Origin of the sequence: Collinsella sp. HCP28S3_E12 (assembly GCF_052065595.1) — a bacterium.
GTDB lineage: Bacteria > Actinomycetota > Coriobacteriia > Coriobacteriales > Coriobacteriaceae > Collinsella.
In genome coordinates this window covers 1-24,453 of record NZ_JBQHTS010000012.1, presented here as the reverse complement: position 1 = coordinate 24,453, position 24,453 = coordinate 1, and the positions used below count along the sequence as shown (strand labels likewise).

The 24,453-nt window shown below is 60.6% G+C and carries 22 protein-coding genes; 1 reads left to right on the top strand and 21 read right to left on the bottom strand.

Features of this window, described 5'->3' with window-relative positions; all coding sequences use genetic code 11:
- The 20 genes from pyrH to rpsP all read right to left on the bottom strand — a co-directional run bounded on the left by pyrH (position 1) and on the right by rpsP (position 21,989).
- Complete coding sequence (pyrH, locus tag ACTNBY_RS06150) at positions 1 to 723, bottom strand: UMP kinase (RefSeq protein ID WP_154516255.1); 723 nt, start codon at positions 721 to 723, stop codon at positions 1 to 3.
- Between the two features lie 117 nt (positions 724 to 840).
- Complete coding sequence (tsf, locus tag ACTNBY_RS06145; RefSeq protein ID WP_441063818.1) at positions 841 to 1,710, bottom strand: translation elongation factor Ts; 870 nt, start codon at positions 1,708 to 1,710, stop codon at positions 841 to 843.
- A gap of 45 nt (positions 1,711 to 1,755) precedes the next feature.
- Positions 1,756 to 2,484 carry a 30S ribosomal protein S2 gene (rpsB, locus tag ACTNBY_RS06140; RefSeq protein ID WP_055285135.1) on the bottom strand — a complete coding sequence of 243 codons (729 nt, stop codon included), beginning with the start codon at positions 2,482 to 2,484 and terminating at the stop codon, positions 1,756 to 1,758.
- 230 nt (positions 2,485 to 2,714) lie between these two features.
- Positions 2,715 to 3,623: a tyrosine recombinase gene (locus tag ACTNBY_RS06135; RefSeq protein WP_441063845.1), complete on the bottom strand. Its 909-nt coding sequence runs from the start codon at positions 3,621 to 3,623 to the stop codon at positions 2,715 to 2,717.
- An 8-nt stretch (positions 3,624 to 3,631) separates the two neighbouring features.
- Positions 3,632 to 4,969, bottom strand: a complete 1,338-nt coding sequence (gene trmFO / locus ACTNBY_RS06130; RefSeq protein ID WP_441063816.1) for a methylenetetrahydrofolate--tRNA-(uracil(54)-C(5))-methyltransferase (FADH(2)-oxidizing) TrmFO — start codon at positions 4,967 to 4,969, stop codon at positions 3,632 to 3,634.
- Positions 4,970 to 4,983: 14 nt separating this feature from the next.
- A complete protein-coding gene (locus ACTNBY_RS06125) occupies positions 4,984 to 5,916 on the bottom strand; it encodes a DNA-processing protein DprA (protein ID WP_427747922.1) in 933 nt (310 codons plus the stop codon).
- Entirely contained in the window at positions 5,916 to 7,439 is a 1,524-nt protein-coding gene (locus ACTNBY_RS06120) for a YifB family Mg chelatase-like AAA ATPase (protein ID WP_441063814.1), read from the bottom strand. Before ACTNBY_RS06120 ends, ACTNBY_RS06125 begins: the two co-directional genes overlap by 1 nt.
- Complete coding sequence (locus ACTNBY_RS06115; RefSeq protein WP_154516246.1) at positions 7,439 to 7,924, bottom strand: YraN family protein; 486 nt, start codon at positions 7,922 to 7,924, stop codon at positions 7,439 to 7,441. Before ACTNBY_RS06115 ends, ACTNBY_RS06120 begins: the two co-directional genes overlap by 1 nt.
- Positions 7,925 to 8,112: 188 nt before the next feature.
- Positions 8,113 to 8,901: a ribonuclease HII gene (locus ACTNBY_RS06110; RefSeq protein WP_441063812.1), complete on the bottom strand. Its 789-nt coding sequence runs from the start codon at positions 8,899 to 8,901 to the stop codon at positions 8,113 to 8,115.
- A 93-nt stretch (positions 8,902 to 8,994) separates the two neighbouring features.
- Positions 8,995 to 9,336 (bottom strand): 50S ribosomal protein L19, encoded by a 342-nt coding sequence (gene rplS, locus ACTNBY_RS06105; RefSeq protein WP_117583231.1) that lies wholly within the window; start codon positions 9,334 to 9,336, stop codon positions 8,995 to 8,997.
- 148 nt (positions 9,337 to 9,484) lie between these two features.
- Entirely contained in the window at positions 9,485 to 12,244 is a 2,760-nt protein-coding gene (locus ACTNBY_RS06100; protein ID WP_441063810.1) for a hypothetical protein, read from the bottom strand.
- A 172-nt stretch (positions 12,245 to 12,416) separates the two neighbouring features.
- A complete protein-coding gene (ppdK, locus tag ACTNBY_RS06095; RefSeq protein WP_441063809.1) occupies positions 12,417 to 15,167 on the bottom strand; it encodes a pyruvate, phosphate dikinase in 2,751 nt (916 codons plus the stop codon).
- 341 nt (positions 15,168 to 15,508) lie between these two features.
- Entirely contained in the window at positions 15,509 to 16,384 is an 876-nt protein-coding gene (locus ACTNBY_RS06090; protein ID WP_154516238.1) for a pyruvate, water dikinase regulatory protein, read from the bottom strand.
- A gap of 34 nt (positions 16,385 to 16,418) precedes the next feature.
- Positions 16,419 to 18,515, bottom strand: coding sequence for a glycine--tRNA ligase subunit beta (glyS, locus tag ACTNBY_RS06085; RefSeq protein WP_441063808.1), 2,097 nt, complete (start codon positions 18,513 to 18,515; stop codon positions 16,419 to 16,421).
- A 3-nt stretch (positions 18,516 to 18,518) separates the two neighbouring features.
- A complete protein-coding gene (locus tag ACTNBY_RS06080; protein ID WP_006236091.1) occupies positions 18,519 to 19,430 on the bottom strand; it encodes a glycine--tRNA ligase subunit alpha in 912 nt (303 codons plus the stop codon).
- Positions 19,431 to 19,489: 59 nt separating this feature from the next.
- Positions 19,490 to 20,053: a signal peptidase I gene (gene lepB, locus ACTNBY_RS06075; protein WP_441063806.1), complete on the bottom strand. Its 564-nt coding sequence runs from the start codon at positions 20,051 to 20,053 to the stop codon at positions 19,490 to 19,492.
- Between the two features lie 2 nt (positions 20,054 to 20,055).
- Positions 20,056 to 20,814, bottom strand: a complete 759-nt coding sequence (gene trmD, locus ACTNBY_RS06070) for a tRNA (guanosine(37)-N1)-methyltransferase TrmD (protein WP_427747915.1) — start codon at positions 20,812 to 20,814, stop codon at positions 20,056 to 20,058.
- Positions 20,815 to 20,824: 10 nt separating this feature from the next.
- Positions 20,825 to 21,316 (bottom strand): ribosome maturation factor RimM, encoded by a 492-nt coding sequence (rimM, locus tag ACTNBY_RS06065; RefSeq protein ID WP_441063843.1) that lies wholly within the window; start codon positions 21,314 to 21,316, stop codon positions 20,825 to 20,827.
- 34 nt (positions 21,317 to 21,350) lie between these two features.
- Entirely contained in the window at positions 21,351 to 21,596 is a 246-nt protein-coding gene (locus ACTNBY_RS06060) for a KH domain-containing protein (RefSeq protein ID WP_154516529.1), read from the bottom strand.
- Positions 21,597 to 21,638: 42 nt separating this feature from the next.
- Positions 21,639 to 21,989, bottom strand: a complete 351-nt coding sequence (gene rpsP, locus ACTNBY_RS06055; RefSeq protein ID WP_427717582.1) for a 30S ribosomal protein S16 — start codon at positions 21,987 to 21,989, stop codon at positions 21,639 to 21,641.
- Positions 21,990 to 22,190: 201 nt separating this feature from the next.
- On the opposite strand from rpsP, the gene dinB reads away from it, so the two are divergent.
- Positions 22,191 to 23,447 (top strand): DNA polymerase IV, encoded by a 1,257-nt coding sequence (gene dinB / locus ACTNBY_RS06050; RefSeq protein WP_427794791.1) that lies wholly within the window; start codon positions 22,191 to 22,193, stop codon positions 23,445 to 23,447.
- Positions 23,448 to 23,552: 105 nt separating this feature from the next.
- Here the strand turns inward: dinB and ACTNBY_RS06045 are convergent.
- Positions 23,553 to 24,453: IS3 family transposase (locus ACTNBY_RS06045; protein ID WP_441063803.1), on the bottom strand; the 901-nt coding region annotated here is incomplete at its 5' end.

Genomic DNA, 24,453 nt, shown 5'->3' with positions numbered 1-24,453 from the left:
TTAATCCTCCTGATAGACGAGCGTGCCGACGGGCTCACCCGAAAGCGCGCGCTTGACGTTGTCCTCGCCATCGATGTTGAGGACCAAAATGGGCATACGGTTATCCTGGCACAGGGCCGTAGCCGTAGAATCCATAACCTGCAGGCCGCGGACGAGCACCTCGTGATAGGTGATCTTGTCAAAGCGGACGGCATCGGCGCACTTGACGGGATCCTTGTCGTAGATACCGTCGACCTTGGTGGCCTTAATCAGAATCTCCGCACCGATCTCGCAGGCGCGAAGGGCCGCGGCGGTGTCAGTCGTAAAGTACGGATTGCCCGAGCCGGCTGCGAAGATAACGACATTGCCCTTGGACAGGTGATTGATGGCGCGACGACGAATATAGGGCTCGCAAATCTCATTCATCTGGATGGCACTCATAACGCGGCAGGGAACATCGTTATGCTCGAAGGCATCCTGCAGGGCGAGCGCGTTCATAACGGTTGCAAGCATGCCCATGTAATCGGCCTGAGCACGCTCCATACCGCCGGCAGCTCCAGCCATGCCGCGGAAAATATTGCCGCCGCCGACAACGATGCCGACCTCATGGCCAACGGCGAGCAGCTCCTTGACCTGCTTGGCAAGATGGTCGGTAATCTTGGGGTCGATGCCATAGTGGCCATCGCCCATCAGTGCTTCGCCGGAAAGCTTCAGAAGCACGCGTTTATATCGGATGTCGGACAAAGCGATCCTCCTTTAATTAGACTCTCAATATGATATCAAAGGCTCTGCTTAGAGCCATGAAAAAGCAGGCTGTGAGTAAAACCCACAGCCTGCTCATTACCAGCTACAAGAGCTTATTTACTCGCCACGGACCAGACGGTCGAAGGCAACGACGGTAATGGTATCGCCGAGCTCCTTGGAGACCTGCTCAGCGTACTTCTTGATGGTGAGGGAGCTGTCCTTGATGAACTCCTGCTCGGTGAGCACGGACTGCTTGTAGAACTTCTCCAGGCGGCCAACAGCCATCTTCTCCTGGATGGCCTCGGGCTTGCCGGACTCGGCAGCCTGAGCCATGTAAATCTGCTTCTCATGCTCGACGGTCTCGGCCGGAACCTGATCGCGGGTAGCGCAGATCGGAGCGACAGCGGCAACCTGAAGGGCAACGTCGTGGGCAAAGGTCTTGAAGGACTCAGCCTGAGCGGTCTCAGCCTTCTCGAAAGCAAACTCGACGAGGACGCCGATCTTACCATCCATGTGGATGTAAGAAGCGAGAGCGCCGTTCTCGGCCTTGCGGGCGGCGAAGCGGGAGATCTTCATGTTCTCGCCCATGATGTGAATCATCTCGGTGAGCTCGGAGGAAACGGTCTCCTCGCCCATCGGCTTCTCGAGCAGAGCGTCGACATCGGCCGGCTCGGTGGTGGCGACAACCTCGGCGACCTTGGAAGCAAAGCCGGTGAACTTGGCGTTGGAGCCGACGAAGTCGGTCTCGCAGGAGAGCTCGAGCAGAGCGCCGGTCTTGCCATCCTCGGAGACGAACGCGGCGACAGCGCCCTCGTTGGTCTCGCGGCCAGCCTTCTTGGCAGCCTTAGCGAGGCCGTTCTTACGCAGAACGTCAACAGCGGCGTCCATGTCACCGTCAGCCTCGACGAGAGCCTTCTTGCACTCCATCATCGGGGAGTCGGTCATCTCGCGGAGCTGCTTGACCATAGCGGCGGTAATCTGGGCCATTGTGGTTCCTTTCAAAGAGATGAAAAAGACTTAATTAGGACTGATTTACTCGGCCTTGGGCTCAGCGGCCATCTCGGCCTCGGAGACCTGCTCCTTGCCGGAGCCAGCGAGGCAAGCGTCGGCCATGAGCTCGCACATAAGGGTGACAGCGGAGATGGCGTCATCGTTGCAGGGGATGCCGTACTCGACCTCGTCGGGATCGGAGTTGGTATCGATCAGAGCGACGACGGGGATGTTCAGGCGCTGGGCTTCCTTGATGGCGTTCTCCTCGCGCTTAGTGTCAATGACGAAGAGAGCCTGGGGCAGACCCTTCATGTCGCGGGCGCCACCGAGGTTGGTCTGGAGCTTAGCGAGCTCCTTACCCAGAACAGCCTGCTCCTTCTTGGGAAGAACAGCCATGCGGCCGTCCTCGACCATGGCCTCGAGCTCCTCCATGCGGTTGATGCGGGAGCGGATGGTGACGAAGTTGGTCAGCATGCCGCCGAGCCAACGCTGGTTGATGTAAGGCATGTTGGCGCGCTCAGCGGCGTTCTTGACGGCCTCCTGAGCCTGCTTCTTGGTGCCGACGAACAGCACGTTGCCACCCTTGGCAACGTTCTTGACGAAGGTGTAAGCCTGGTCGGCGTCAAGAATGGTCTGCTTGAGGTCGAGGATGTAGATGCCGTTGCGCTCACCGAAGATGAACGGCTTCATCTTGGGGTTCCAACGACGGGTCTGGTGACCGAAGTGGCAGCCGGCCTCGAGCAGGGTGCGGATATTAATCTTGGTAGCCATGTTAAACCTCCTGTGGTTTGCCTCCGCGCGGGGTCATCCTCCAAAACCAACCCGGACATGTGCTACCAAAGCCCGGGCACCACGGTATGAAGTAGCCGCGCGTGCGTGATAAAAACCTGTTGCCGTGAAGCAACCCGATGAATGATAGCAGGATTACATCTTTCTGCCAACCCGAAATCAAAACCACACACACGGAAGCGCGATCGATTGGATAGAACCCATCTCCTGCCTTATTCGCCGCGAGGAAGAGCTTGGGTAACGGCGCGTTTGAGCCGATCGGGCGTGAGATGCGTATAAATCTGCGTGGTGGACAAGCTTGCATGCCCCAGCAACTCCTGGACAGAGCGCAAGTCCGCTCCGCCCTCGAGCAAATCGGTCGCAAAAGTATGGCGCATCGCATGCGGGGCGATATCGGAAGGGATACCCGCAAGCGTCGCCAACATATGAAACCGTCGCCTAAGCATGGCGGCGCTCATACGGTTGCCGCGTGCCGAGATAAACAGCGGATGCACACCGTTCGTACCGTCGCCACGCTTTGCGTGAGCAAGAAGCTCCGGTCTTCCTTCCTCAATATAGCGGTGGGTCACATCGAGAGCACGCCGATACAGGGGCACGATACGCTCCTTGCTCCCCTTACCCCAAAGCCGCAGCGTTCGCTCAGACCAAGCAATGGACTCAACATTGAGTGCCGCAAGCTCGGAGATGCGAGCCCCCGATGCATAGAGCAATTCGAGCATCGCCGCATCGCGCAGTCCCGCAGGCGTTGAAACGTCTGGCGATGCAAGCAGTGCCTTAACCTGCTGGGTGGTCAGCACCCCGGGCAAATCGCGTGGAAGCTTGGGCGAGGCAATCGCAGAGACAGCGTCTCCATCGATAAGACCCTCGGCAGCCATCCATCGATAGAACGAACGAATGGCAGACAGGTGCGCCGCAATCGTCCTGGGCGCCACCTGCTCGCGCGACAGCTCTGCCAGATACATGCGAACGGTACGTACGTCCGCCGTGCGTGCATCGATATCCCCACGCTCGCACCAAGCGGCAAAACGCTCCAGACGAGAGCCGTAAGCGATAACAGTGTTAGAAGAAAGCCCCTCGACGCGTGCAATATAGGCTATGAACGAGTCGACGGCACCGTACAGGTCAAAGGCTATGACCGGTCGCCTCCAAACAAGTCGGAGCGCGATTCCAGATAGGAATCCAAGGCCTTAAGGGCGCGATCCGCATAGGCCTGATAGCGCTCACGTTTGCTGCGGCGTTTACCGTCCTCGAGGGAAGGCACCAGGCCAAAATTAACATGCATGGGCTGATATCCGACCGTAGCGGGATCGGTCGCATAGCCCACGAGCGCGCCGAGAGCGCCCACGCGCGGCAGCTCGACAGGAGCAACCTCGATAGCCTCGGCATAGGTATTGAGCGCAGCGAGGAGACCCGTCGCGACCGCTTCCATGTAACCCTCCGTACCGGTAATCTGTCCGGCAAGGCGCACGCCCGTGCCGGGCACGGCGAAGGTCCCATCGAGCACATGGGGAGCATCGACAAAGGTATTGCGATGCATGACGCCATAGCGGAAGAACTCGGCATTCTCCAGACCGGGAACCATATGAAAAACGCGCTTCTGCTCGCCGAAGGTCAGGTTGGTCTGGAAACCAACCAGGTTATAGGCGGTTTTCTCCTTGTTCTCGGCGCGCAGCTGAATCGCCGCCCAGGGACGGCGACCGGTGCGCGGGTCGGTGAGCCCGACGGGCTTCATAGCGCCAAAGCGGATGGCATCCTTGCCCGTGCGCGCAACCTCCTCGGCTGGCTGACAGGCCTGGAAGAGGTCCCCGCCCTCAAAGTCCTTGAGCACCACGCGATCGGCCGTGGTAAGCGCCTCGATAAAGGCCTCGTACTCCTCCTTGTTGAGCGGGGCATTGAGATAGTCGCCACTCCCCTGCTCCTCGTAGCGCGACTGCGAGAACAGCACATCCATATCGAGCGTCGAGGCATCGACAATCGGGGCCGCGGCGTCAAAGAACGCCAGGGAATCACCACCGACGAGCTTCATGACCTCCCCGCTCAACGCCGGCGAGCACAAGGGACCCGCGGCGATAACCACATGGCCCTCGGGAATCTGGGTGACCTCGCCGTGAACGACCTCGATATTGGGACGGGCGGCAACCTCGGCCTCGACGAGCTCGGAGAATTTAACACGGTCGACCGCCAAGGCGCCACCAGCGGGAACGGCAGCGCGATGAGCGCAGTCGAGCAGCACCGAACCCATACGCTCGAGTTCGGCCTTCAACAGGCCGGCGGCGGAATCGGGTCGGGTCGACTTAAACGAATTGGAGCAGACGAGCTCCGCCAAGTGATCGGTATGGTGGGCAGGAGAGGTCACCAGCGGCCGCATCTCGCACAGCTTTACGGCAAACCCGCGATCTGCCAGCTGCATCGCGCATTCCGATCCCGCCAGACCGCCACCGATAACCGTCACTTGATCAAACAGCATCTGCAAACACCTTTCTAATTGACACGCTTTCCATTGTGACCGAAGGGCGTCTGAGCGTGAAGCGCAAACTTTGAGGGCGCATACCTTCCATCCATCATGCGCTCGATGAGTCCCTCGAGCTCGAGTGAGCCCAGGAGTTTGAGCACGCCGACGGCATCGAGGGAGACGAGCGCGGCAATGTCATCGACCTTGAGCGGCGAGGCAATGAGCGCGTGCATCACGGCCTGCTGCGTGGGGTCCAGATCGGCGATACCGGGCGCATCGGGACGCGAATAGCGCAGGGTGCCGTAAATTCGCGAGATGGCCATCTCAATAGACTCCTCGTCAACAATGCAGCAGGCACCGTTGGCGATGAGGTAGTTGGTCCCACGCGACTCTGGTGACAAAATGGAGCCAGGTACCGCGAGCAGTTCGCGCCCCAGGTCCATGGCGGCCTCCGCTGTCGAGAACGTGCCCGAGGGCATGCCGGCCTCCGACACGAAGAGCGCCTGCGAAAGCGCGGCAATCACCCGGTTACGCCGCGGAAAGGCAAACTTGCGTGGCCCCATACCCCAAGGCGAGATGGACACGACCGCGCCGCCCGTATCGATCGTGCGCGCGATGAGCCCTGCACTCGAGCGCGGGTAAACCACGTCGGCACCCGTACCCAACACCACGACGTGTCTGCCACCAGCGTTGACCGCGGCCCAACCCGAGGCCTGGTCGCAGCCGACCGCACCGCCCGAGACCACCGTCACGCCCGCCTCGACCGCAACTTTCGCGGCCAGCTCTGCCACGGCAAGGCCGTACGGCGAGGCCTTGCGAGCGCCGATGATGGAGAGCGCGGGCGTCGACAGTGCGGCGGGGTCGCCACGCACATAAAGCGTCTGGGGTACATCAGAGAGCTCCAAAACGGTAGCTGGATACAACGCATCACCGGGATGCAGCTCAAAAGTCTCCTCGGGCATTACTGGTCCCTCCTCCCCTGGTACATCGCCGCCTCGAGCACGTGGTCTTGGGTTACCCGCTCACTTTCGGCGACATCGGCAATCGTGCGCGCGATACGCACCAAGCGCACGATGCCGCGACCGGTAAGATGCGTGCGCCTCGACAGGCCGAGCACGCACTTTTCCGCTGCCCCATCGAGCGCAAAGGTCGAAACGACGCCGTCGATGGAACGTGACTCATCGTCCTCGGCCTCGGCATCTGCATCGTCCAAACGGGACTCACGCCAGGCACGAAATGCCCGACCCCGCACAACATAGTCACGTAGTTCAGCTGACGACATACCCTCGGCACCCTCGATAATTACCTGCGGGTCGGGTCGGGTCACGTCAATCATAAGGTCAATACGATCGGCCAAGGGACCACGTAGCTTAGACCGATAGCGCTCAACCATCGAAGCCGAGCAGCGGCACGGTACCTCGCGATCGCCCAAAAAGCCGCAGGGACAGGGATTGCTCGCGGCAAGCAGCTGGAACCTCGAGGGAAACGTGAAAGCTCCATCGACGCGTACGATCTTGACGTAGCCGCGCTCTATGGGCTGACGGAGTGTCTGCAGCACGCTGTTGGGAAACTCGGCAAGCTCGTCTAAAAAGAGCACGCCGCCGTGCGCTAGGCTAATCTCGCCCGGGTGCACCGGCCGTCCGCCGCCAATAAGGCCCGCAGTCGAAATGCTGTGGTGGGGGCTACGGAACGGCCGGTGTCCCGCCAGCAAACCATCGATGTTCTCGCCCAAGACCGAATGGATGCACAGCGCCTCTTGCTGATCCTCGAGAGAAAGCTCGGGCAAGATACCCGTCATGCGGCGTGCGAGCATGGTCTTGCCCGAACCCGGCGAGCCAATCATAAGCAGGCCGAGCTCCCCCGCCGCCGCGAGCGCAATGCCGCGCTTGGCAACCTCCTGCCCCAGCACATCGGCATAATCAAGTTCTGGCTCAAACGACGCCTCGACACCCTCGGAATCCAGATAATGCCGAGCCGCCTCGCCCATACCGCGGGCGAGCTGAGACAGATGGTCGATAAAGCCACAGTCCACACCGGCAAGCGGCACATGTTGATCCGACCTTCCCGCAATAAAGGACAGGCCCATATCACGCGCCAACAACTGAAACGCAACCTCGCCTTTTACGGGCAGCACGCTACCATCCAGCCCGAGCTCACCGACAATAAGGCAATGGTCTAGATGGTCGCGGGGAATCTGCCCATCGGCCGCCAGTACCGCGATGGCAATCGGCAGGTCAAAACCACTGCCCGTTTTACGGATGTCGCCCGGAGCCAAGTTGACGGTAATGCCCGCCCGTGGAATCTCAAATCCCGCCGAGCGCATTGCGCAGCGTATGCGGCCACGCGACTCCATCACCTCCATACTTGGAATGCCAAGCATTTGGATACCCGGAATACCGCCGGCAAGCGAGACCTCGACCGTGACGGGAATCGCCTCGACGCCACGAATGCATGCAGCGTGGACGGCAAAGGTGTCAAACGCCATCACGATACCTGCCAATCGAATGCGTTGTATTGATGCTCAATCTCCGCAATATGACCGCCGCGGATAGTAACGCCCACCGCGTCGAAGCGAATCGCCTTAAGGGGATAGTGATCCATAAGGTAACAACTCGCTATACGGCGGTAGCGACGCTGCTTTTGGGCGTCCACCGCCTCCTCGGGAAAGACCCGCGTGTTGCAATCTAGGGCGACGCGCCTTGTCTTGATCTCAGCCATCACCACGACATCATCAAGTTCATCAAGCAGTACCAGATCGGCCTCGCCCTCGGGACACCGGTAGCCCTGTTCCAAGAGGGCATAACCGCGCTCGCGAAAGTAATCGATTGCAATAAGCTCGCCCAGCATGCCCAGTTCTCGAGGACTGAGGCCCTTAATGAACCCAGGCGTAATCGACGCGCAATCAATCTCCCCGCTCTCCCAAAGCTCTTTGAGCTGTTGCGTCTTGCTCTTTGCACTTGCGGCGCACATGGGGTCTCCTTTCCCGCGCACGATATTGACCCGATCATGAGGCCGCCTTTCTTGCGGGTAAGTACCAAAAGAAAACCAAAGACCAACCAAAAACAAACAAAAAAGGGACCGCATGCAACAATTGCGTTGCATGCGGTCCCCACCAGCTGGTTTATAAAATCCCAGAAGTCCCTGTCTCCATATTTGCCTTAAAAAAGACGCTCCGTCTGCAAAAAATTTCCGCAGAAGCTCACACGATGCAACGGAGAAAGGCCATGTTTACGAATAGCCTCAATGTGCTCGGGACTCGCGTAGCCCTTCGACTCGGCAAAATGATATTCGGGATACTCGGCGTCGTACTCGACCATCATCTCGTCACGCGTGACCTTGGCCATAATGGAAGCAGCGGCGATGCAGGCGATTTTGGCATCTCCCTTGACCACATCGCGCTCGTTAGGGACGGCGCCCAAAGGGTTGCCGTCCATAAGCACGCAATCGGGCTCGAGCCCCGTATCGGCCACCGCACCCGCGACGGCAGTGCGGATGGCGCGGGCCATGCCCATCTCATCGATGTCCGCAGGCGCGATATGGCAAAAACCAATGGCCGTAGCCACCTCGGCAATCTGCACCGAGAGCAGCTCACGACGGGCAGGCGTGAGCTTTTTGGAATCGTTAATGCCCCAAACGCGCGGCTCCATGGGAAGGCAGACAGCGCAGACCGTCAACGGGCCGGCGACAGAGCCGCGCCCCACCTCGTCAACACCAACGACCACGCCATCGCCGCCGAGCTCATGCATAAGCTCGTACATGCCGTTGACGCGCTCGCGCTCGGAAAGTTCCTTGGCATGGCGCTTAAGTGCGCGTTCGCAAGCCTTGATCACCTGCTGGCGCGGATCCTCGCGATAGTGCTCCACGAGGGCGGGAATCTCCTCGAACGTGGCACTCGCCAGCTCGCCGGCAACCTGCGATGCCGAAATCGAGCTCGTCATATTGGCCATACCAGGCCCTCCTTGCATGGAAATCAGATAAAAAGAAGGGCCACCCGAAGGTGACCCTTGTGTCCAAACGAGTGGACAGACGCTGCGATCTTCTTAGCGCTTCTCGGGGATGCGAGCAGCCTTGCCCACCTTGTCGCGGAGGTAGTACAGCTTGGCGCGACGGACGCGACCATGACGGACGACCTCGAGCTTGGCGATCTTGGGGCTGTGAAGCGGGAAGGTACGCTCAACACCGACACCGAAGGAAATCTTGCGGACGGTGAAGGTCTCACGGGCACCGGCGCCGGCCATGCGGATGACGTCACCCTGGAAAACCTGGATGCGCTCGCGGTCGCCTTCCTTAATGCGGTAGTGAACCTTGACGTTGTCGGCAACGCGGACCTGCGGGATGTCCTCGCGGATCTGCTGACGCTCGATTGCGCGGATGTAATCCATGTGCAATTCCTTACTCTTCTAGAGGTGCCGTACCACCTTGGCCGGCACGTAGTTGAACAAACGTATTCGAGTATACACGCCACGACCTTGGCTGCAAGAACTATTTTGCCCGTGCGCAAAAAGACAAAAACACGCACTCTTTCTGCACTTATGCGCCGTCCGCAGCATCAGTCGTCGGCGTCGTCACGGTCGTTCCGGGCGCGATATAACCGTATTCGAGCAGCACCGAAAGCGCATGCTGCTTCCAGGTGGCAAGCTCTTCGTCATTATAGTTGTCATGAGCCCATTCATTCATCGCATCCTCGGCGTCTTGGGGCACCAGGTCCTGGCTGTCCGCCATCAGGTACAGGATGCCTAAGATGTCGAAGTCCTGCTTGGTCATCTCTTCCTTGTTTGATGTGCCGATGAGGCCGTGATCGATACCGTAGCGGCAGATATCGGTCAAAACGGTAACGAGGCCCGTAGGAATCGGCGAGGCATCTTTTGCGGCAGCGGGCGCGGTGTCGTCAGTCACTGCAGTGGCATCGTCGCTCGCCGGAGCAGGCTCTGCCGCGTTCGCATCGGAAGCCGCCTGCTCTCCCTGGGCAGGAGCCGCGCTATCCGTCGTTGCCGAAGAATCCCCCGAAGAAACGGACGTAACGCTCACCGGTGTCTCGACAACGGTCGTCATCGGGTCGACCGGTGCGGGTGCGGCGATGACCTCGGCCCAATCGGAATACACGCCGTCAATAAAGGCGCGAACATGGAAGGTGCCCGGTTGCGAGATGGTCATCGTGCCGTCCGTCGCGACCGAAATGCCCTTGCTCTCGAGCTCCTGGGCCTCCCAGCTGCAGACCCTATCGACTTCCTTGCCCGTCGTGTCATAGACCGTAGCCGTTAGGCCGTCGATGCCGTTGAGATTCTCCTCGACTCCGACGACGGTCTGTGCCGAGCCCTCGAGCTTGATGCTGCCGTTAAACGACTCGGGCGCCACGTCGCTTACCTTATATTTGTAGGCGGCGGCGTCGATCTCGTCATTGGTCGAAACATGCCCGTTCACGTCCACATAGGTGTCCTCGGGGATAAAGTACTTTACGTAGGCGGTGCCGGCCTTTTTACCCACCACGACTTGCTCGTGGGTGACAGGGTCGGTCTGGATCTCGATGACGTCGGACTTGCATTTCTTGCCGTTTTTATCGACCACGCGCCAGTCGCCCGACGACTTCACAAAGCCGTAATAGTCAACATCGTCCTCGTCCCTTGCACGCACGCGATAGGAAGAGATGGGGTCTTCGTCTCCCACCGTAAGCCTTCGGGTCTTATCGGTCTGCAGCGATACGAGAATCTTGGAAATGGGCTTAATGGGCTGCGGCGTGCCCAACTGGGTATCGACCGTCACCGACTCGAACGACAGATTGGAACCCGTAATGGACATGGGGTAGGTGGCGGCCATGTCGTTGAGCACATTGCACGTGCGCGGGGCGCCGCCGTTGCGCGATGGCACCTCGCGATCGGCCAGGACAGAATTCCAATCGATGGCGCGCACCATGTGGTTGTTGGTGCGATGCGACCAGCTCGTAACGTTTCCGGCGGTGGTATCGTAGCCGTCGTCGCCACGATGGGCGATTGAGCGCAGGAACAGGTTCTGCACGGCGTCGGTCGACTGATCGCCAAAGGTGGTGTAGAACGAGCGCTGGTCATAACCGGCGGTATGGAACTCCTGCACGGCGGCGTTGTCGTCGTAGCACTCGCCGTTCATGTTAAAGATAATCACGTCGAACGTCACGCCCACCGGCTGGTCATAGTCCTCGGACAGCGTCGTGGTAGAACTCGTCTGCTTGCTATTGACCTGCGTGTGCGCAGGGATCGTCATATCGACGGTGACTGACTGATTGTCCGTTGTGGTGATCGACTGTTCCTCGGTCTTGCTCGCCTCCCACAACTGGGACATCGTGGCTTCGGCCGAAAACGAGGTCTCGATCTCCTCGCTCGCTGTTCCGGGCACGCCCAGCGACTCCTTGAGGCTCACCGATGCGCCCCACGAGCCGCCTTTGGAATACGATGCGGATTCAGAAGTGCTCGTGCCGACCGTCTCCTCGGTACCGCGGGCGAGTGTGATGCTCTGCGAGGCGTCCTCATAGCCGACGTTAAGTGCCGAGGTAACGAGCTCCTGCTCAGTCTTAGAATCGACAAAGGAATAGCCCGGCGCGTCCTCGGGCGCGCAGTTAAGCTTGTTCATGCTGTTGAGCTGCTGAACTCTAAAGTTATAGAACGCGATGCCAAAGCCATTGAAATCATACTGATAGGTGCCGCCGAGCTTGTCGACACAAGCAATGGTGGCATAGATGACGTCCTGCTCAGTCGTGTCTTTCGACAGTCCGTCGAGCGGCACGTTTTCACGGAAATCGGAGCCCTTCAGCTTGTGACCGATACAGCCGGCGATATCGTCGGTCAAGCGATCGTAGACAGCTTTGAGGCTTTTTGCCGATGTCAGACCACTCTGTTTCGATTTGTCGGCGCCGTCGGAATGCTCACCGTTGCCGCCCGAAAGCGCATCATACAGATAGATGTAGTGACCCTTACCGAAGTCCTTCTCAAAGCCCTTGCCGGCGTGGTCCCAGTACAAAAAGTCCCCGGAGTCGTCGCCTCCACCATAGCCAAGGATGTTATAGGCAAGCGATGCCCAGTTGGGCAGCACCTTTTTGACGGCGGCCGTGTAGAACGAGACGTTGTCGTACATCGAGGTACGGCCCTCGAGCTTGCCGTCATCGATATCTACAAACGTGCAGTCGCGATCATTGACCGTAATGGTGAGCGGGTTGACCACGTCGCCATAAAGCTCGTCGCGCGATTCATCCTGAAGGGCAAAACCGGCCGTCGGCATCCCGCAAAGCGCCGTGACCGCAACGACCACCCAGCACAGGGTCATCTGTGCTCCCCGACGCGCTCGTTGCAAATACCTGGTGAGGTTTTTCATCGCAGTCCTCCCGTCAGTTGCCAATGTATTGAACCAATAGAATCAATATAAAACGCCGCCACGTCCACAGGGGGCGCGGCGGCGCGAAGGGGGGCGTAAGAGGCGCAAATGGAACGCGACTCAGTTAAGCGGAACGCTTGGCCTCGAGCTTGGCCTGAGCGGCAGCCAGTCGTGCGAGGGGTACGCGATAGGGCGAGCAGGACACGTAGTCCACATCGGCCACGTTGAACAGGCCCTTGATGGACTTGGGGTCGCCACCGTGCTCGCCGCACACGCCAAAGTGCATATCGGGGTTGGCGGCGCGACCCTTCTCGACGGCCATACGCACCAGCTCGAGCACCGCCGCGTCGATGGTCTCGAAGGGATTATCCTTCAGGATCTTCTTGTGCATGTACAGCGGGATGAACTTGGCCTCGGCGTCGTCGCGCGAGAAGCCGAAGGTTGTCTGGGTGAGGTCGTTGGTGCCAAAGCAGAAGAAGTCGGCATGGTGGGCGATCTCGTCGGCGACCATGCAGGCGCGCGGCAGCTCGAGCATCGTGCCCACGGGAATATTGAGCTCGACGCCCTCCTCGGCGGATACCTCGGCGATCACGCGCTCGATGACCTCGCGGGTCTGGACATGCTCGGCTGTGATGGAAACGAGCGGGACCATGATCTCGGGGCGCGGGTCGACGCCCTCCTTGATAAGGCGGGCAGCAGCCGTGGCGACGGCGCGAACCTGCATGAGCGGCAGATCGCCAAAGACAACGGACAGGCGCACACCGCGCAAGCCGAGCATCGGGTTGGACTCAACCATGCCGTCGATTCGACGCAGGCGGGCACGCAGGGTGGCAAGCTCTTCCTCGCCGGCGCCGGCGGCTTCCTTCTTGGTGATGGCGACCTCGAGCTCGCGAGGATTATCCAGGAACTCATGCAGCGGCGGATCGAGCAGGCGAACGACCACATCGCGACCGGACATGGTCTTAAACATCGCCAGAAAGTCCTCGGTCTGAACCTTGAGCAGGTCGGCCAGGGCCTGCTGCTTCACGGCCTCGTCGTCGGACAGGATAAAGCTCTGGATAATGTTCTTGCGGTCGCCCAGGAACATGTGCTCGGTGCGGCACAGGCCGATGGCCTCGGCGCCAAACTCGAGTGCGAGCGCGGCATCCTCGGGGTTGTCGGCGTTGACGCGCACGTGGTTGGCGTGACCGTCGGTCTCGTCCAGGCGAATCTCGTCTGCCCAGGACAGAATGGTGTCCAGGTCGCCGGTGAGCTCGGCGGAGACCAGATCGACGGCGCCATCGACGACAATGCCCTGGGTGCCGTCGATGGAGATGATGTCGCCCTCGTGCAGCACGCGGTCGCTGCCCTCGATGCGCACGACCTTCTCGGCGGCGTCAATATGGAAGCGCTCAACGCCGCAGACGCAGGGCGTACCCATACCGCGGGCGATAACGGCGGCGTGGCTCGTCTTGCCGCCGTGGCTGGTAAGGATGCCCTCGGCAGCGACCATGCCCTTCAAGTCGTCGGGGTTGGTCTCCCAGCGGACCAGAATGACCTTATGGCCCTCGTTGGCGCGCGCGACGGCATCGTCGCTCGAGAACACGACCTCGCCTACGGCGGCGCCGGGGCTGGCGTTAAGGCCGCAGGCCAGGGCCTCGTACTTCTTGGAGGAGTCGAACTGCGGATGCAGAAGCTGGTCGAGCTGCGCGGGATCGATGCGACTCACGGCCTCCTCGCGGGTGATGAGGCCCTCCTCGACCATCTCGATGGCGATGCGCAGCGCGGCGGTTGCGGTACGCTTGCCCACGCGGGTCTGGAGCATCCAGAGCTTACCCTGCTCGATGGTGAATTCGATATCGCACATATCGCGGTAATGATCCTCGAGCGTCAGGAAAACGCGCTCGAGCTCCTCACCAGCGGACTCGAGACCCGGGGTGGTCTTGAGGTCGGCGATGGGCTCAGTGTTGCGGATGCCGGCGACGACGTCCTCACCCTGGGCGTTAACCAAAAAGTCACCGTAGAACTCCTTGGTGCCATCGGCCGGATTGCGCGTAAAGGCGACGCCGGTCGCAGAGGTCTCGCCTTTGTTGCCAAAAGCCATGGCCTGGACGTTGACGGCGGTACCGAGCTCGTCGGAAATGCCATGCTGTTTGCGGTAGATGCAGGCGCGCTCGTTCATCCAGCTGCCAAAGACGGCCTGGATGGCAAGGCGCAGCTGGAGCTCCGGATCGTGCGGGAAGACGGGCTTGCCGTCGACAACCTCGAGCTCGGGATACAGGGCAGCCTCGACGTTCTCGGAGAAGATGCCCTTGAAGGTCTCGACGAGCTCCTGCAGGTCCTCGGCCGAAAGCTCGGAATCGACGCGAACGCCGGCGACCAAGCGAGCCTGGGTCAGGGCGTTCTCAAACAAGTCGGCATCGACACCCATAACGACGTTGGAGAACATCTGGATAAAGCGGCGGTAGCTATCCCAGGCAAAACGCGGGTTTTGCGTCTGGGTAATGAGGCCCAGAACGGAGTCGTCGTTAAGGCCCAAGTTGAGGACCGTGTCCATCATGCCGGGCATGGAGAACGGAGCACCCGAGCGAACCGACACGAGCAGCGGGTCGGATGCGTCACCAAGCTTCTTGCCGCAGCGGGCCTCGAGATCGGCCTCGGCGGCAACGATCTCATCGAGTGCGCCTTCGGGCCACACGTTGCCGGCACCGGAGTACTCGACACAGGTTTGGCAGGTAATGGTAAAGCCACCGGGAACCGGCAGGCCGATGCGGCTCATCTCGGCAAGATTTGCACCCTTGCCGCCAAGCACGAAGTTCATGGACTTGTTGCCCTCAGTGACACAGGTGCCCTGGGCGTCGGTTCCAAAACGGTAAACCCTCTTGCAATCGCTCACGATACTCCCCTTCCATGCGCTGTCGCGCACGACCGTGGTAACGAATCGACCCGCCGGATGCGAGCCGTGAGGGTACTATACGGCGGGTATTGGAAGTGCTTGCGTAGAGGGTGCGAGGTTTGGTAAACGTGGTAAAACTGACGGTAAACGGTAGATAAAGGTGGTTACCTTATGAAGATACCAGTGTACGAGACTTGCAGGTTAACTGAAAGAACTTTGCTAAATCGCTTTACCATAAGTAGCTAATTTGGGACGGGGCTTTTTTAGCTACCCCGTCGGCAATCGGCCAAAAAGCTCGCGGCCTCAGCCGGGGTAGCTAAAAAAGCCCCGTCCCAAATTAGCTACTTTTGTTGAGCGCGGCGAGCGGCACGACGGGCTCGAGCTTCTTGGATTTCCTCCAAATGACCGATGATCTCTGATGCACTCTCCTCAATCGCCTTACCGTCGGTACGCACCACAAAGCAGCCTAGGCGCTTCATGAGGGCACGGGCTTCCTCAAGCTCGCTGCGCACACTCTCGGGCTCGGCATAGGAGCCGGCGACGGCGCGGGCGTAGTCATCGCCCAAGCGGCTGTCGCGAATCTCAGAAATTACGTCAACGGTCGAAATCAGGCCGAACAGGCGCATCGGGTCGACCTCGTAAATCGACTTCGGCGGCTCCATGCCGTGCGCCAGCGGAACGTTTGCGACCTTGTAACCCTGATAGGCCAAATACATCGACAGCGGCGTTTTGGACGTACGCGACACGCCCAGCAACACGATATCGGCCCCCGAAAGGTCGTCGCAACCGCGCCCGTCATCGTGCTCAACGAAATACTCCATAGCCTCGATGCGGTGGAAATAGCGGTCATCCGTTTTGTGAATAACGCCCGCAACGCCCTTGGGCGGAACACCGATGAGCGACGACAGCACGGCAAGGGTCGGACCGATCAGGTCGACAGAGCGAATATGCAGCATACCCAGGTAATCGAGCACGCGGGCGCGAAGCGCCGGATCGACGATAGTGTGGAACACGGCGATATCACGATGGTCCGCATCGACGCGCGGGCCCACAAACGACTTGACCTGCTCCACCGAGTTCACTTTGGGCAAGCGCAAGAGACGAAAAGCCCCTTCATCAAATTGCCCGGACGCCGCAAGCACCACCTCACAAGCAGTATCACCGAGCGAGTCGGAGATAACGATAACGGTGGGACGAGCGGTGACCGGGCAATCCATGCGGGGCTCCTTTTGCGCTTATGCGCAGGCTAGTTTACTTTTTGCGGGCAAGCTCACCGATGTTGGCGATGCCAGAGAAAACGGCCTCGAAGCGGTTGAGCAGCTTAAGGCGATTATCGCGGAGCTGCTCGTCCTTGTCCATGACCATAACCTCGTCGAAGAAGCGGTCGATGGGGGCACGCAGGGCGGCAAGGGCGGCAAATGCGGCCGGGTAATCCTCGGCAGCAAGGGCGCCATCGACAGCGGTCTGAGCAGCCTCGGAGGCATCGGCAAGCGCGAGCTCGGCCTCACCCATCAGGCTGCGATCGTACTCCATACCCAGCTCGGGCTTGGAGATGTGCGCGGCGCGGGCATAGGCAGTAGCCAGGTTGTCGAAGGTCTCGGCATCGTTCTTACGAGCCTCGTCGAGCGCGGCGCAGCGGGCGAAGAAGACGGACGGAGCGATGATGTGCACCGCGGAGACGGCGGCGACGGTATCCGCCGGAATCTTCTCGTCGCGGGCCATGCTCACCAGACGGCCGTGGAAGAAGTCACGGACCTGCTGGGCGACCTCGGCGGCGTCGAACTCGATGCCCTGGTCGCTATAGAGCTCAAGGGCAAAGTCGATGAGCGTCGTGGGGTCGATCGGCAGACGATCGCGCAGGATGTTGATAATGCCGATAGCGGCGCGACGCAGCGCGTACGGGTCGGAAGAGCCGGTCGGGGGCTCACCGATGGCAAAGATACCGGCAATGGTATCGAGCTTGTCGGCACAGGCCACGATGCAGCCGGCGGTGCCCTCGGGCAGCTCATCGCCGGCAAAGCGGGGACGATAGTGATCGCGAATGGCGTGGGCGACCTCGTCGTTCTCCCCCATCGCAGTTGCGTAATAGCCACCCATCACGCCCTGCTGGCTCGTAAACTCGACGACGGCGTTGGAAACCAGGTCGGCCTTGCACAGGTGCGCGGCGCGAGCGGCATCGGCAGCGAGGTGGGCGCCCAGATGGGCCTCGCGGGCAATAGCGAGCGCGAGCTGCTCAATGCGCTCGGACTTGGCGAGCACGCTGCCGAGCTTCTCCTGGAAGGCAACCTTGGCCAGACGCTCACGGAACTCGTCGAGGGAGATCTTCAGGTCCTCCTCGTAGAAGAACTTGGCATCGTCCAGACGGGCGCGCACGACGCGCTCGTTGCCGTCGATCACACGATCGGCATTCTCGGGCTTGCTGTTGGAGACGACCACGAACTCACGCGTGAGCTTGCCCTCGCCGTCATAGATCGGGAAGTAGCGCTGGTTGGTGAGCATGGACTCGCAGATGATCTCGTGCGGGACCTTGAGGAACTCCTCATCGAAGGTACCGACGAGCACCGTCGGCCACTCGCAGAGGTTAATGACCTCCTCGAAGACCTTCTTGGGCGTATCGACATGGCAGCCAGGGCGAGCGGCCTCGACCTCGGCAATACCGGCAAGGATGGCCTCACGACGACGCTCGGCAGAGAGCACGCCGGCGTCCTCGAGCACCTGCTCGTAGACGGCGGGGCTGGCGACAACATGGTCACCGGCGCCCAGCACGCGATGTCCGCGCGTGGTATTGCCGCTCGTCACATCGGCAAACGTCACGGGCACAACGTCCTCGCCCAGAAGGCAGCAGATCCAACGGACCGGACGCACAAACGTAGCGTGCTCGTGGCCCCAGCGCTGGCTGCGGTAGTTGGGCCACTGCAGGCCTGCGATCGTCTTCTCGCACAGGGCCGTCAGAATAGGGGTAGCCGGCACGGAGGGAATGTTCTTCTCGGCGAACACGTACTCGCGGCCGTCGGTGTCCTCACGACGGATCAGGTCCTCGGCAGCCACACCGCACTTGCGGGCGAAGCCCTGAGCGGCCTTGGTGGCGTTGCCGTCGGCATCGAAGGCAATGTTTGCCGCAGGGCCGCGCTTGACCTCGTGGACCTCATCGGTCGCGGTGGCGACGTTGGTCACGAGCGCAGCCAGACGACGCGGGCTCGAGATCACGCGGACCTCGCCATGGGCCAGGCCGGCCTCGTCGAGGCCCTTGGCGATCATATCGCCAAGCTGCTTGACGGCATTGTTCAGCGGTGCGGAGGGCATTTCCTCCGTACCGATCTCAAACAGGAAATCCTTAGCGTCTGCCATGGCTTACGCCACCTCGCCTTCCTGGTCGGCATTCTCGTTAACTCCGGCGACCTCGGCCATATAGGCCTCGCAGCACGCCTTGGCGACGGCGCGGACGCGCAGGATGTAGTTGGCACGCTCGACTGCGGACAGGGCGCCGCGGGCATCGAGCAGGTTGAAGGCATGGCTGCACTTCATGACGCAGTCGTATGCGGGCAGCGGCAGCTTGCGCTCCAGACAGGAGTGGCACTCGGCCTCGTAGTCGTCAAACTTCTGACGCATCATCTCGACGTTAGCGACCTCAAAATTGTAGGCGCTAAACTCGCGCTCGTTCTCCAGGAACACGTCACCGTAGGTCATGGGCGTGCCGTCGGGCAAATAGCTCCACACCAGGTCATAGACGGAGTTGACACCCTGGGCGTACATTGCGATGCGCTCCAGGCCGTAGGTGATCTCGACGGGCACGGGGTCGACCTCGATGCCGCCCACCTGCTGGAAGTACGTAAACTGCGTGACCTCCATGCCATTGAGCCAGACCTCCCAGCCAAGGCCCCAGGCGCCGAGCGTCGGGCTCTCCCAGTCGTCCTCGACAAAGCGGACGTCATGGTCGTTGGGGTCCAGGCCAATAGCGGCAAGAGACCCTAGGTAAAGCTCCTGGGCGTTGACCGGCGAGGGCTTGATGAGCACCTGGAACTGATAGTAGTGCTGCATGCGGTTGGGGTTCTCGCCGTAGCGGCCGTCGGCGGGACGGCGGCAGGGCTGCGCATAGCAGGTGCGCCACTCGGCGGGGCCGAGCGAGCGCAGCGTGGTCGCGGTATGGAAGGTACCGGCACCGACCTCGGAGTCATAGGGCTGCATAATGACGCAGCCCTGCTCGCCCCAGTACTGCTGGAGGCGCAGGATGATGTCTTGGAAGGAAAGCGATGAAGCGTTCATGCCTCTAATATCCCCTCGTCGAAACGATTACACGGTTAGGTACTGTACTATAGCGGTTTTTAGTCGATAGCGCCCAGACGGTTGAGCGGCCAGTAACGCACGAGCGCCACGGCGATCAGGTCCGAACGGTCGACCGGGCCAAAGTAGCGTGAGTCGGCTGAGTTCTCGCGGTTGTCGCCCATCACCCACACGCAGTCGTCTGGGACGGTGTAGGGATAGCTCACCTGAGCACCAGGCGCCTGGACCGACAGTGGCCAGCTCATGCCCGTCGTATAGTCCTCATCGAGCGCTTGGCCGTCAACGATCACCTTGCCGTCCTGCAGGTCGACCGTCTGGCCGGCCGTGGCGATAACGCGCTTAACGAGCACATCGTGCTCAGAGGTGCCATCGGGGTTGTGGAACACCACAATATCGCCCTGTTTGACAGGCTGGCCGAGCTCAAGCGTCACCTTTTGCGCCAGGATCTGGTCGCCAATCTCAATCGTGGACTCCATGGAACCGGTGGGCACCACAAAGGGCTCGACCACAAAGGTGCGAATCAAGAAGGTGGCCACGAGTGCGATCGCGACGATCACGACCCACTCAAACGCACCCTTTAGCATGGAATGCTGCGACGGAACCATTCTCACTCCTCGCTCTGCGAATACGAAGCGTCCAAAATCTCTTGCGCATACGCGCGTTCCTTAGGCGTAAGCCGCGCCGTCTCAATTAAGTCGGGACGCCAGCGACAGGTGCGCTCGATGGCGTTCTTGCGGCGCCAAGCGTCAACCTTGGCGTGGTCACCACTTACAAGCACGGGAGGCACGCCCTCGCCGTTAAACTCGGCAGGACGGGTGTACTGCGCGTACTCGAGCAGGCCTCCGTCCTCGGCGGTCGAGAATGATTCGTCAACGTTGCTCATCTCATCTCCCAGAGCACCGGGGATCAGACGCACGACGGCGTCAGCAACGACCATAGCAGGCAGCTCGCCGCCCGTGAGCACATAGTCGCCGATCGACAGACGCTCGTCGGCATAGGCATACGCGCGCTCATCGACACCCTCGTAACGGCTGCACACAAACAGCAGGCGCTCGCTTTGGAGCAGGCGCTCGGCTACATGCTGCGTAAAAGGCTCACCGCAGGGCGTAAAGAACACCACGGTGGGCTTGGGACCCTCAGAGCTGATGGCCTCGATGGCCTCAGCGATGGGCTCGACCTTCATGAGCATGCCCTGCCCGCCGCCGTACGGCTCGTCATCGACGGTACGGTGGCGGTCGTGCGTCCAGTCGCGCAGGTTATACGCCTTAAAATCAAAAAGGCCGGCCTTGCGGGCACGGCCCAAAATCGATGTGGACATGACGGGTTCAAACATCTCGGGAAAGACCGAAAGGGTCTCGATCAGCATGTTGTCCTCCCTACTTGTCCATATCGATCAAGCCGTCCATAACGTGGACGGATATTGCTCCCCGATCGGGAAGATCGAGCACAACTTGCTCGATCACGGGAATCAGCACCTCGCTGTACCGATCACCCTCGACAACCCAAACGTCGTTAGCAGGCGTCGACATAATCTCAACGATCGTTCCGAGCGACCCAAAGCGCTCGTCAACCACCTCGCGACCCATAAGGTCGGTATAGGCAGCGTCAAGCGAATCGAGCTCAAAGTCATCACGGTTCGCCAGAACGAAACAACCCGTGATGCCCTCGGCGGCCGTCAAGTCGTCAATGCCCTCAAACGAAACCAGATCGCCATCGCCCGTATCGGTAACGGATGTAACCGTGCAAAAGCGGTCACGCTTGAGCGCCGGTGGCGTCAGGGCGACACGCATACCCGGCTCCAATACAGAAGGAAGCCCCCGCAGCGGCTGCGCGAGGACCTCCCCCTTCCTTCCATGCGGCTTAACCACACGGGCGATGTTTTTGTACTGGGACCTCAAGGTCCTAGCCCAGAACCTCTACCTCGACGGAAGTGTCGAGGCGAGCGGCCAGTGCACGGGCGAGCGTGCGAATGGCCTTGATGGTACGGCCGCGACGGCCAATGACCTTAGCTACGTCATCCTCGGCGACCGAAACCTCAATAGTTGAGGCATCGTCGCCATCGATAACTTCCAGGCTCACGGAATCCGGGTCGTCGACGATCTGAACAACGAGATATTCGACGAGATCGGCGATGCGATCTGAGAGCATTGCCTCACCCTCGAGCTGTGCAGCGTCAACCTCAGGCACGATTTACTCCTCGGCGCCCTCAGCGGCCTCAGCGGCCTCAGCGGCAGCCTTAGCGGCCTCGGCCTCTTTGGCGAGCTGCTTCTTGGACTTCTTGACGACGGTCTCGGTCTTCTCGCCCTCGTTGGCGGCCTTGACCAGGGCGGCGACAGCGTCGGTGAGCTGAGCGCCCTTGGACTGCCAGTCAGCGATCTTCTCGAGATCGAGGTTGATGGTCTTGGGGGCGGTCATCGGATTGTAGCGGCCAACCTCCTCGATGATACGACCGTCACGCGGGGCGCGGGAATCGGCGACGACGACACGGTAGTACGGACGCTTCTTAGCGCCGTGACGAGCAAGGCGAATCTTGACTGCCAAAGGAAACTCCTCCAACCAAGCAGCTTTAGGCTGCAACTACAAACAAACAGTTGAACATAATACGCCATCGACGCGGGCAGGTGAAGTCCGTGAGACCAACTTCTTCGGTGTAGTCGAAGGCAAATCCATATCTTAGACAAGAATTCGCGATTTGCAAGCACATCCACGCACCCCACATGAGCTGCGCGGTATACTCATGCCATGAAAAGATGCGAACATACATACGGTTATGAGGATACTGCGGGCGTCACGCCGCCGCCCTGGACGGGTCCGGCGGTGGGTCTGATGGATCTCGATGCGTTTTTTGCGAGTGTGGAGATGCTCGATCATCCCGAGTGGCGCGGCAAGCCGCTTATCGTGGGCGGAGACGCCGAATCGCGCGGCGTCGTCTCCACCTGCTCATACGAGGCACGCCGCTTTGGCGTGCACTCCGCCATGCCCTCGGCCGAGGCGCGCCGCCTATGTCCGCAGGCCATTTGGACACACGGGCATTTCGATCGCTACCACGAGGTCAGCGCACAGGTCATGAATATTCTTGCCGACGAGACACCACGCGTTGAGCGCGTGTCCATCGACGAGGCCTTTATCGACATCACGCCGGGCCGCTTTGCGCCCGAGGACCCACTGCTCGTCGTACGACGCATCAGCGATCGCGTGGCGGCACTGGGGGTGACCTGCTCCATCGGCGTCGGTTGCAACAAAACGGTAGCCAAGATTGCAAGCGAGCGAGACAAGCCGTTTGGGCTTACGGTCGTACGCCCGGGAACTGAGCAGCGTTTTCTGGCACCGTTACCTGTTTCTGCCATGAGCGGTATCGGGCGCTCGGCCGAGGAGCGGCTGCGCCGCATGCGGATTTACACGCTGGGCGAGCTGTCGCGCGCACCGGAATCCACACTGTCTGCGATTTTTGGCGTTAACGGCGAGCGCATGCGCCAGCGTGCGTTGGGGCTCGAGGTTTCCGAAGTCACGAGCCTCGATGAAGAGCGTGAGGTCAAGTCGGTAAGCAATGAGCGCACCTTTGCGAAAGATTTGACTGAGCGCGGGGACATCGAAGCGGCGATTGCACTATTGGGCGAATCCGTCGGACGTCGCCTGCGCCGCCAGGGGCTTACCGGCACCACGGTGACGCTCAAACTTAAATACTCGTACGGCAGCGGTCGCTCGGCACAGCGACGACTCCCCCATCCCACCGACGACGAGAACATCTTTGTGGCGGTAGCGATCGAGTTGCTCGACAACATCTGGCAGGAAGGAATGCATGTACGCCTTGCCGGCATAGGCATGAGTGACTTCAATCATCAAGGCGGCATACAGACCGACCTGTTTTGCGAAGTCGACGACCGCGGAGCCCAATCCAGCGACCGCCGTGACCTCTCCGTCGCCATCGACGCAGTCCGAGACAAGTTCGGCGACACCGCCCTATCCTTCGGCCGCCAATCACGCTTCTCCTCCCACTAAGTAGTCAATTTGGGACGGGGCTTTTTTAGCTACTTTAGATTGTCAGGGTAGTACGGGGTAGCTAATTTGAACTGCACCCCAAAACCTGGACGGCTTAAATAAGAACTACGCCGCAAGGGACTGTCTCCGGAACTCCTCCGGGGTCAGTCCCTTCAGTTTAACCTGGCGCCTCCTCGTGTTCCAATGGACCACGAAGTCGTCGAGGTCCGCCTTGAAGGACTCGAAGTCCGGCCACGTCCTTCCGCGGAAGAACTCGTCCTTGATGTGGCCGAACACCTGCTCCGTCGCGCCGTTGTCGATGCAGTTGCCCTTCCGGGACATGCTCTGCACCACGCCGGCCTCCTCCAACCGTCTGCACCAACCGGCCTGCTGGTACTGCCAGCCCATGTCCGAGTGCAGGATCGGCCTGGAGCCCTTGGGCTTCTTGGACACGAGCTGGTCGAGCAGCTCGTACTGCTGAGCCATGTTGGGGTGCAGCGACGTGGACCAGGCGACGATCTCCTTGCTGCCGAAGTCGTAGACCGGCGCGAAGTAGGCCTTGCCCCAGGGCTGTTTGAACTCGGTGACGTCGGTGCCCATCTTTTCCCACGGCCCGTCGGCGGCGAAGTCGCGCCCGATGACGTTCTCGAAGGTCTTTCCGACCTTGCCCCTGTACGAGTTGTACCTGTGGTAGTCGGTCTCGCGGCGGATCCCGCAGCTGATGCCCATCTCGCGCATCATCTTCAGCACGGTCTTGTAGGCTATGCGCACGCCCTGCTCGGCGCGCAGGCACATGGCGATCTGCCTGTGGCCGCACCCGTTGGCCGTGCGCGAGAATATCTCGGCGGCGGCCTCCCAGAGCTCGGGCCTGGTGGGAGCCTTCGGGTGCGACAGCGCGTAGTAGTAGCTCGACCTCGCCAGGCCGGCGCACTCCAGCAGGCACCCCAGCCCGTACCCCTCTTCGCGCAGGGCGCTCACGGCCTCGACCTTCGCCCTGGTCAGAGTCCGTCCCTCTCGACCAGGGCAC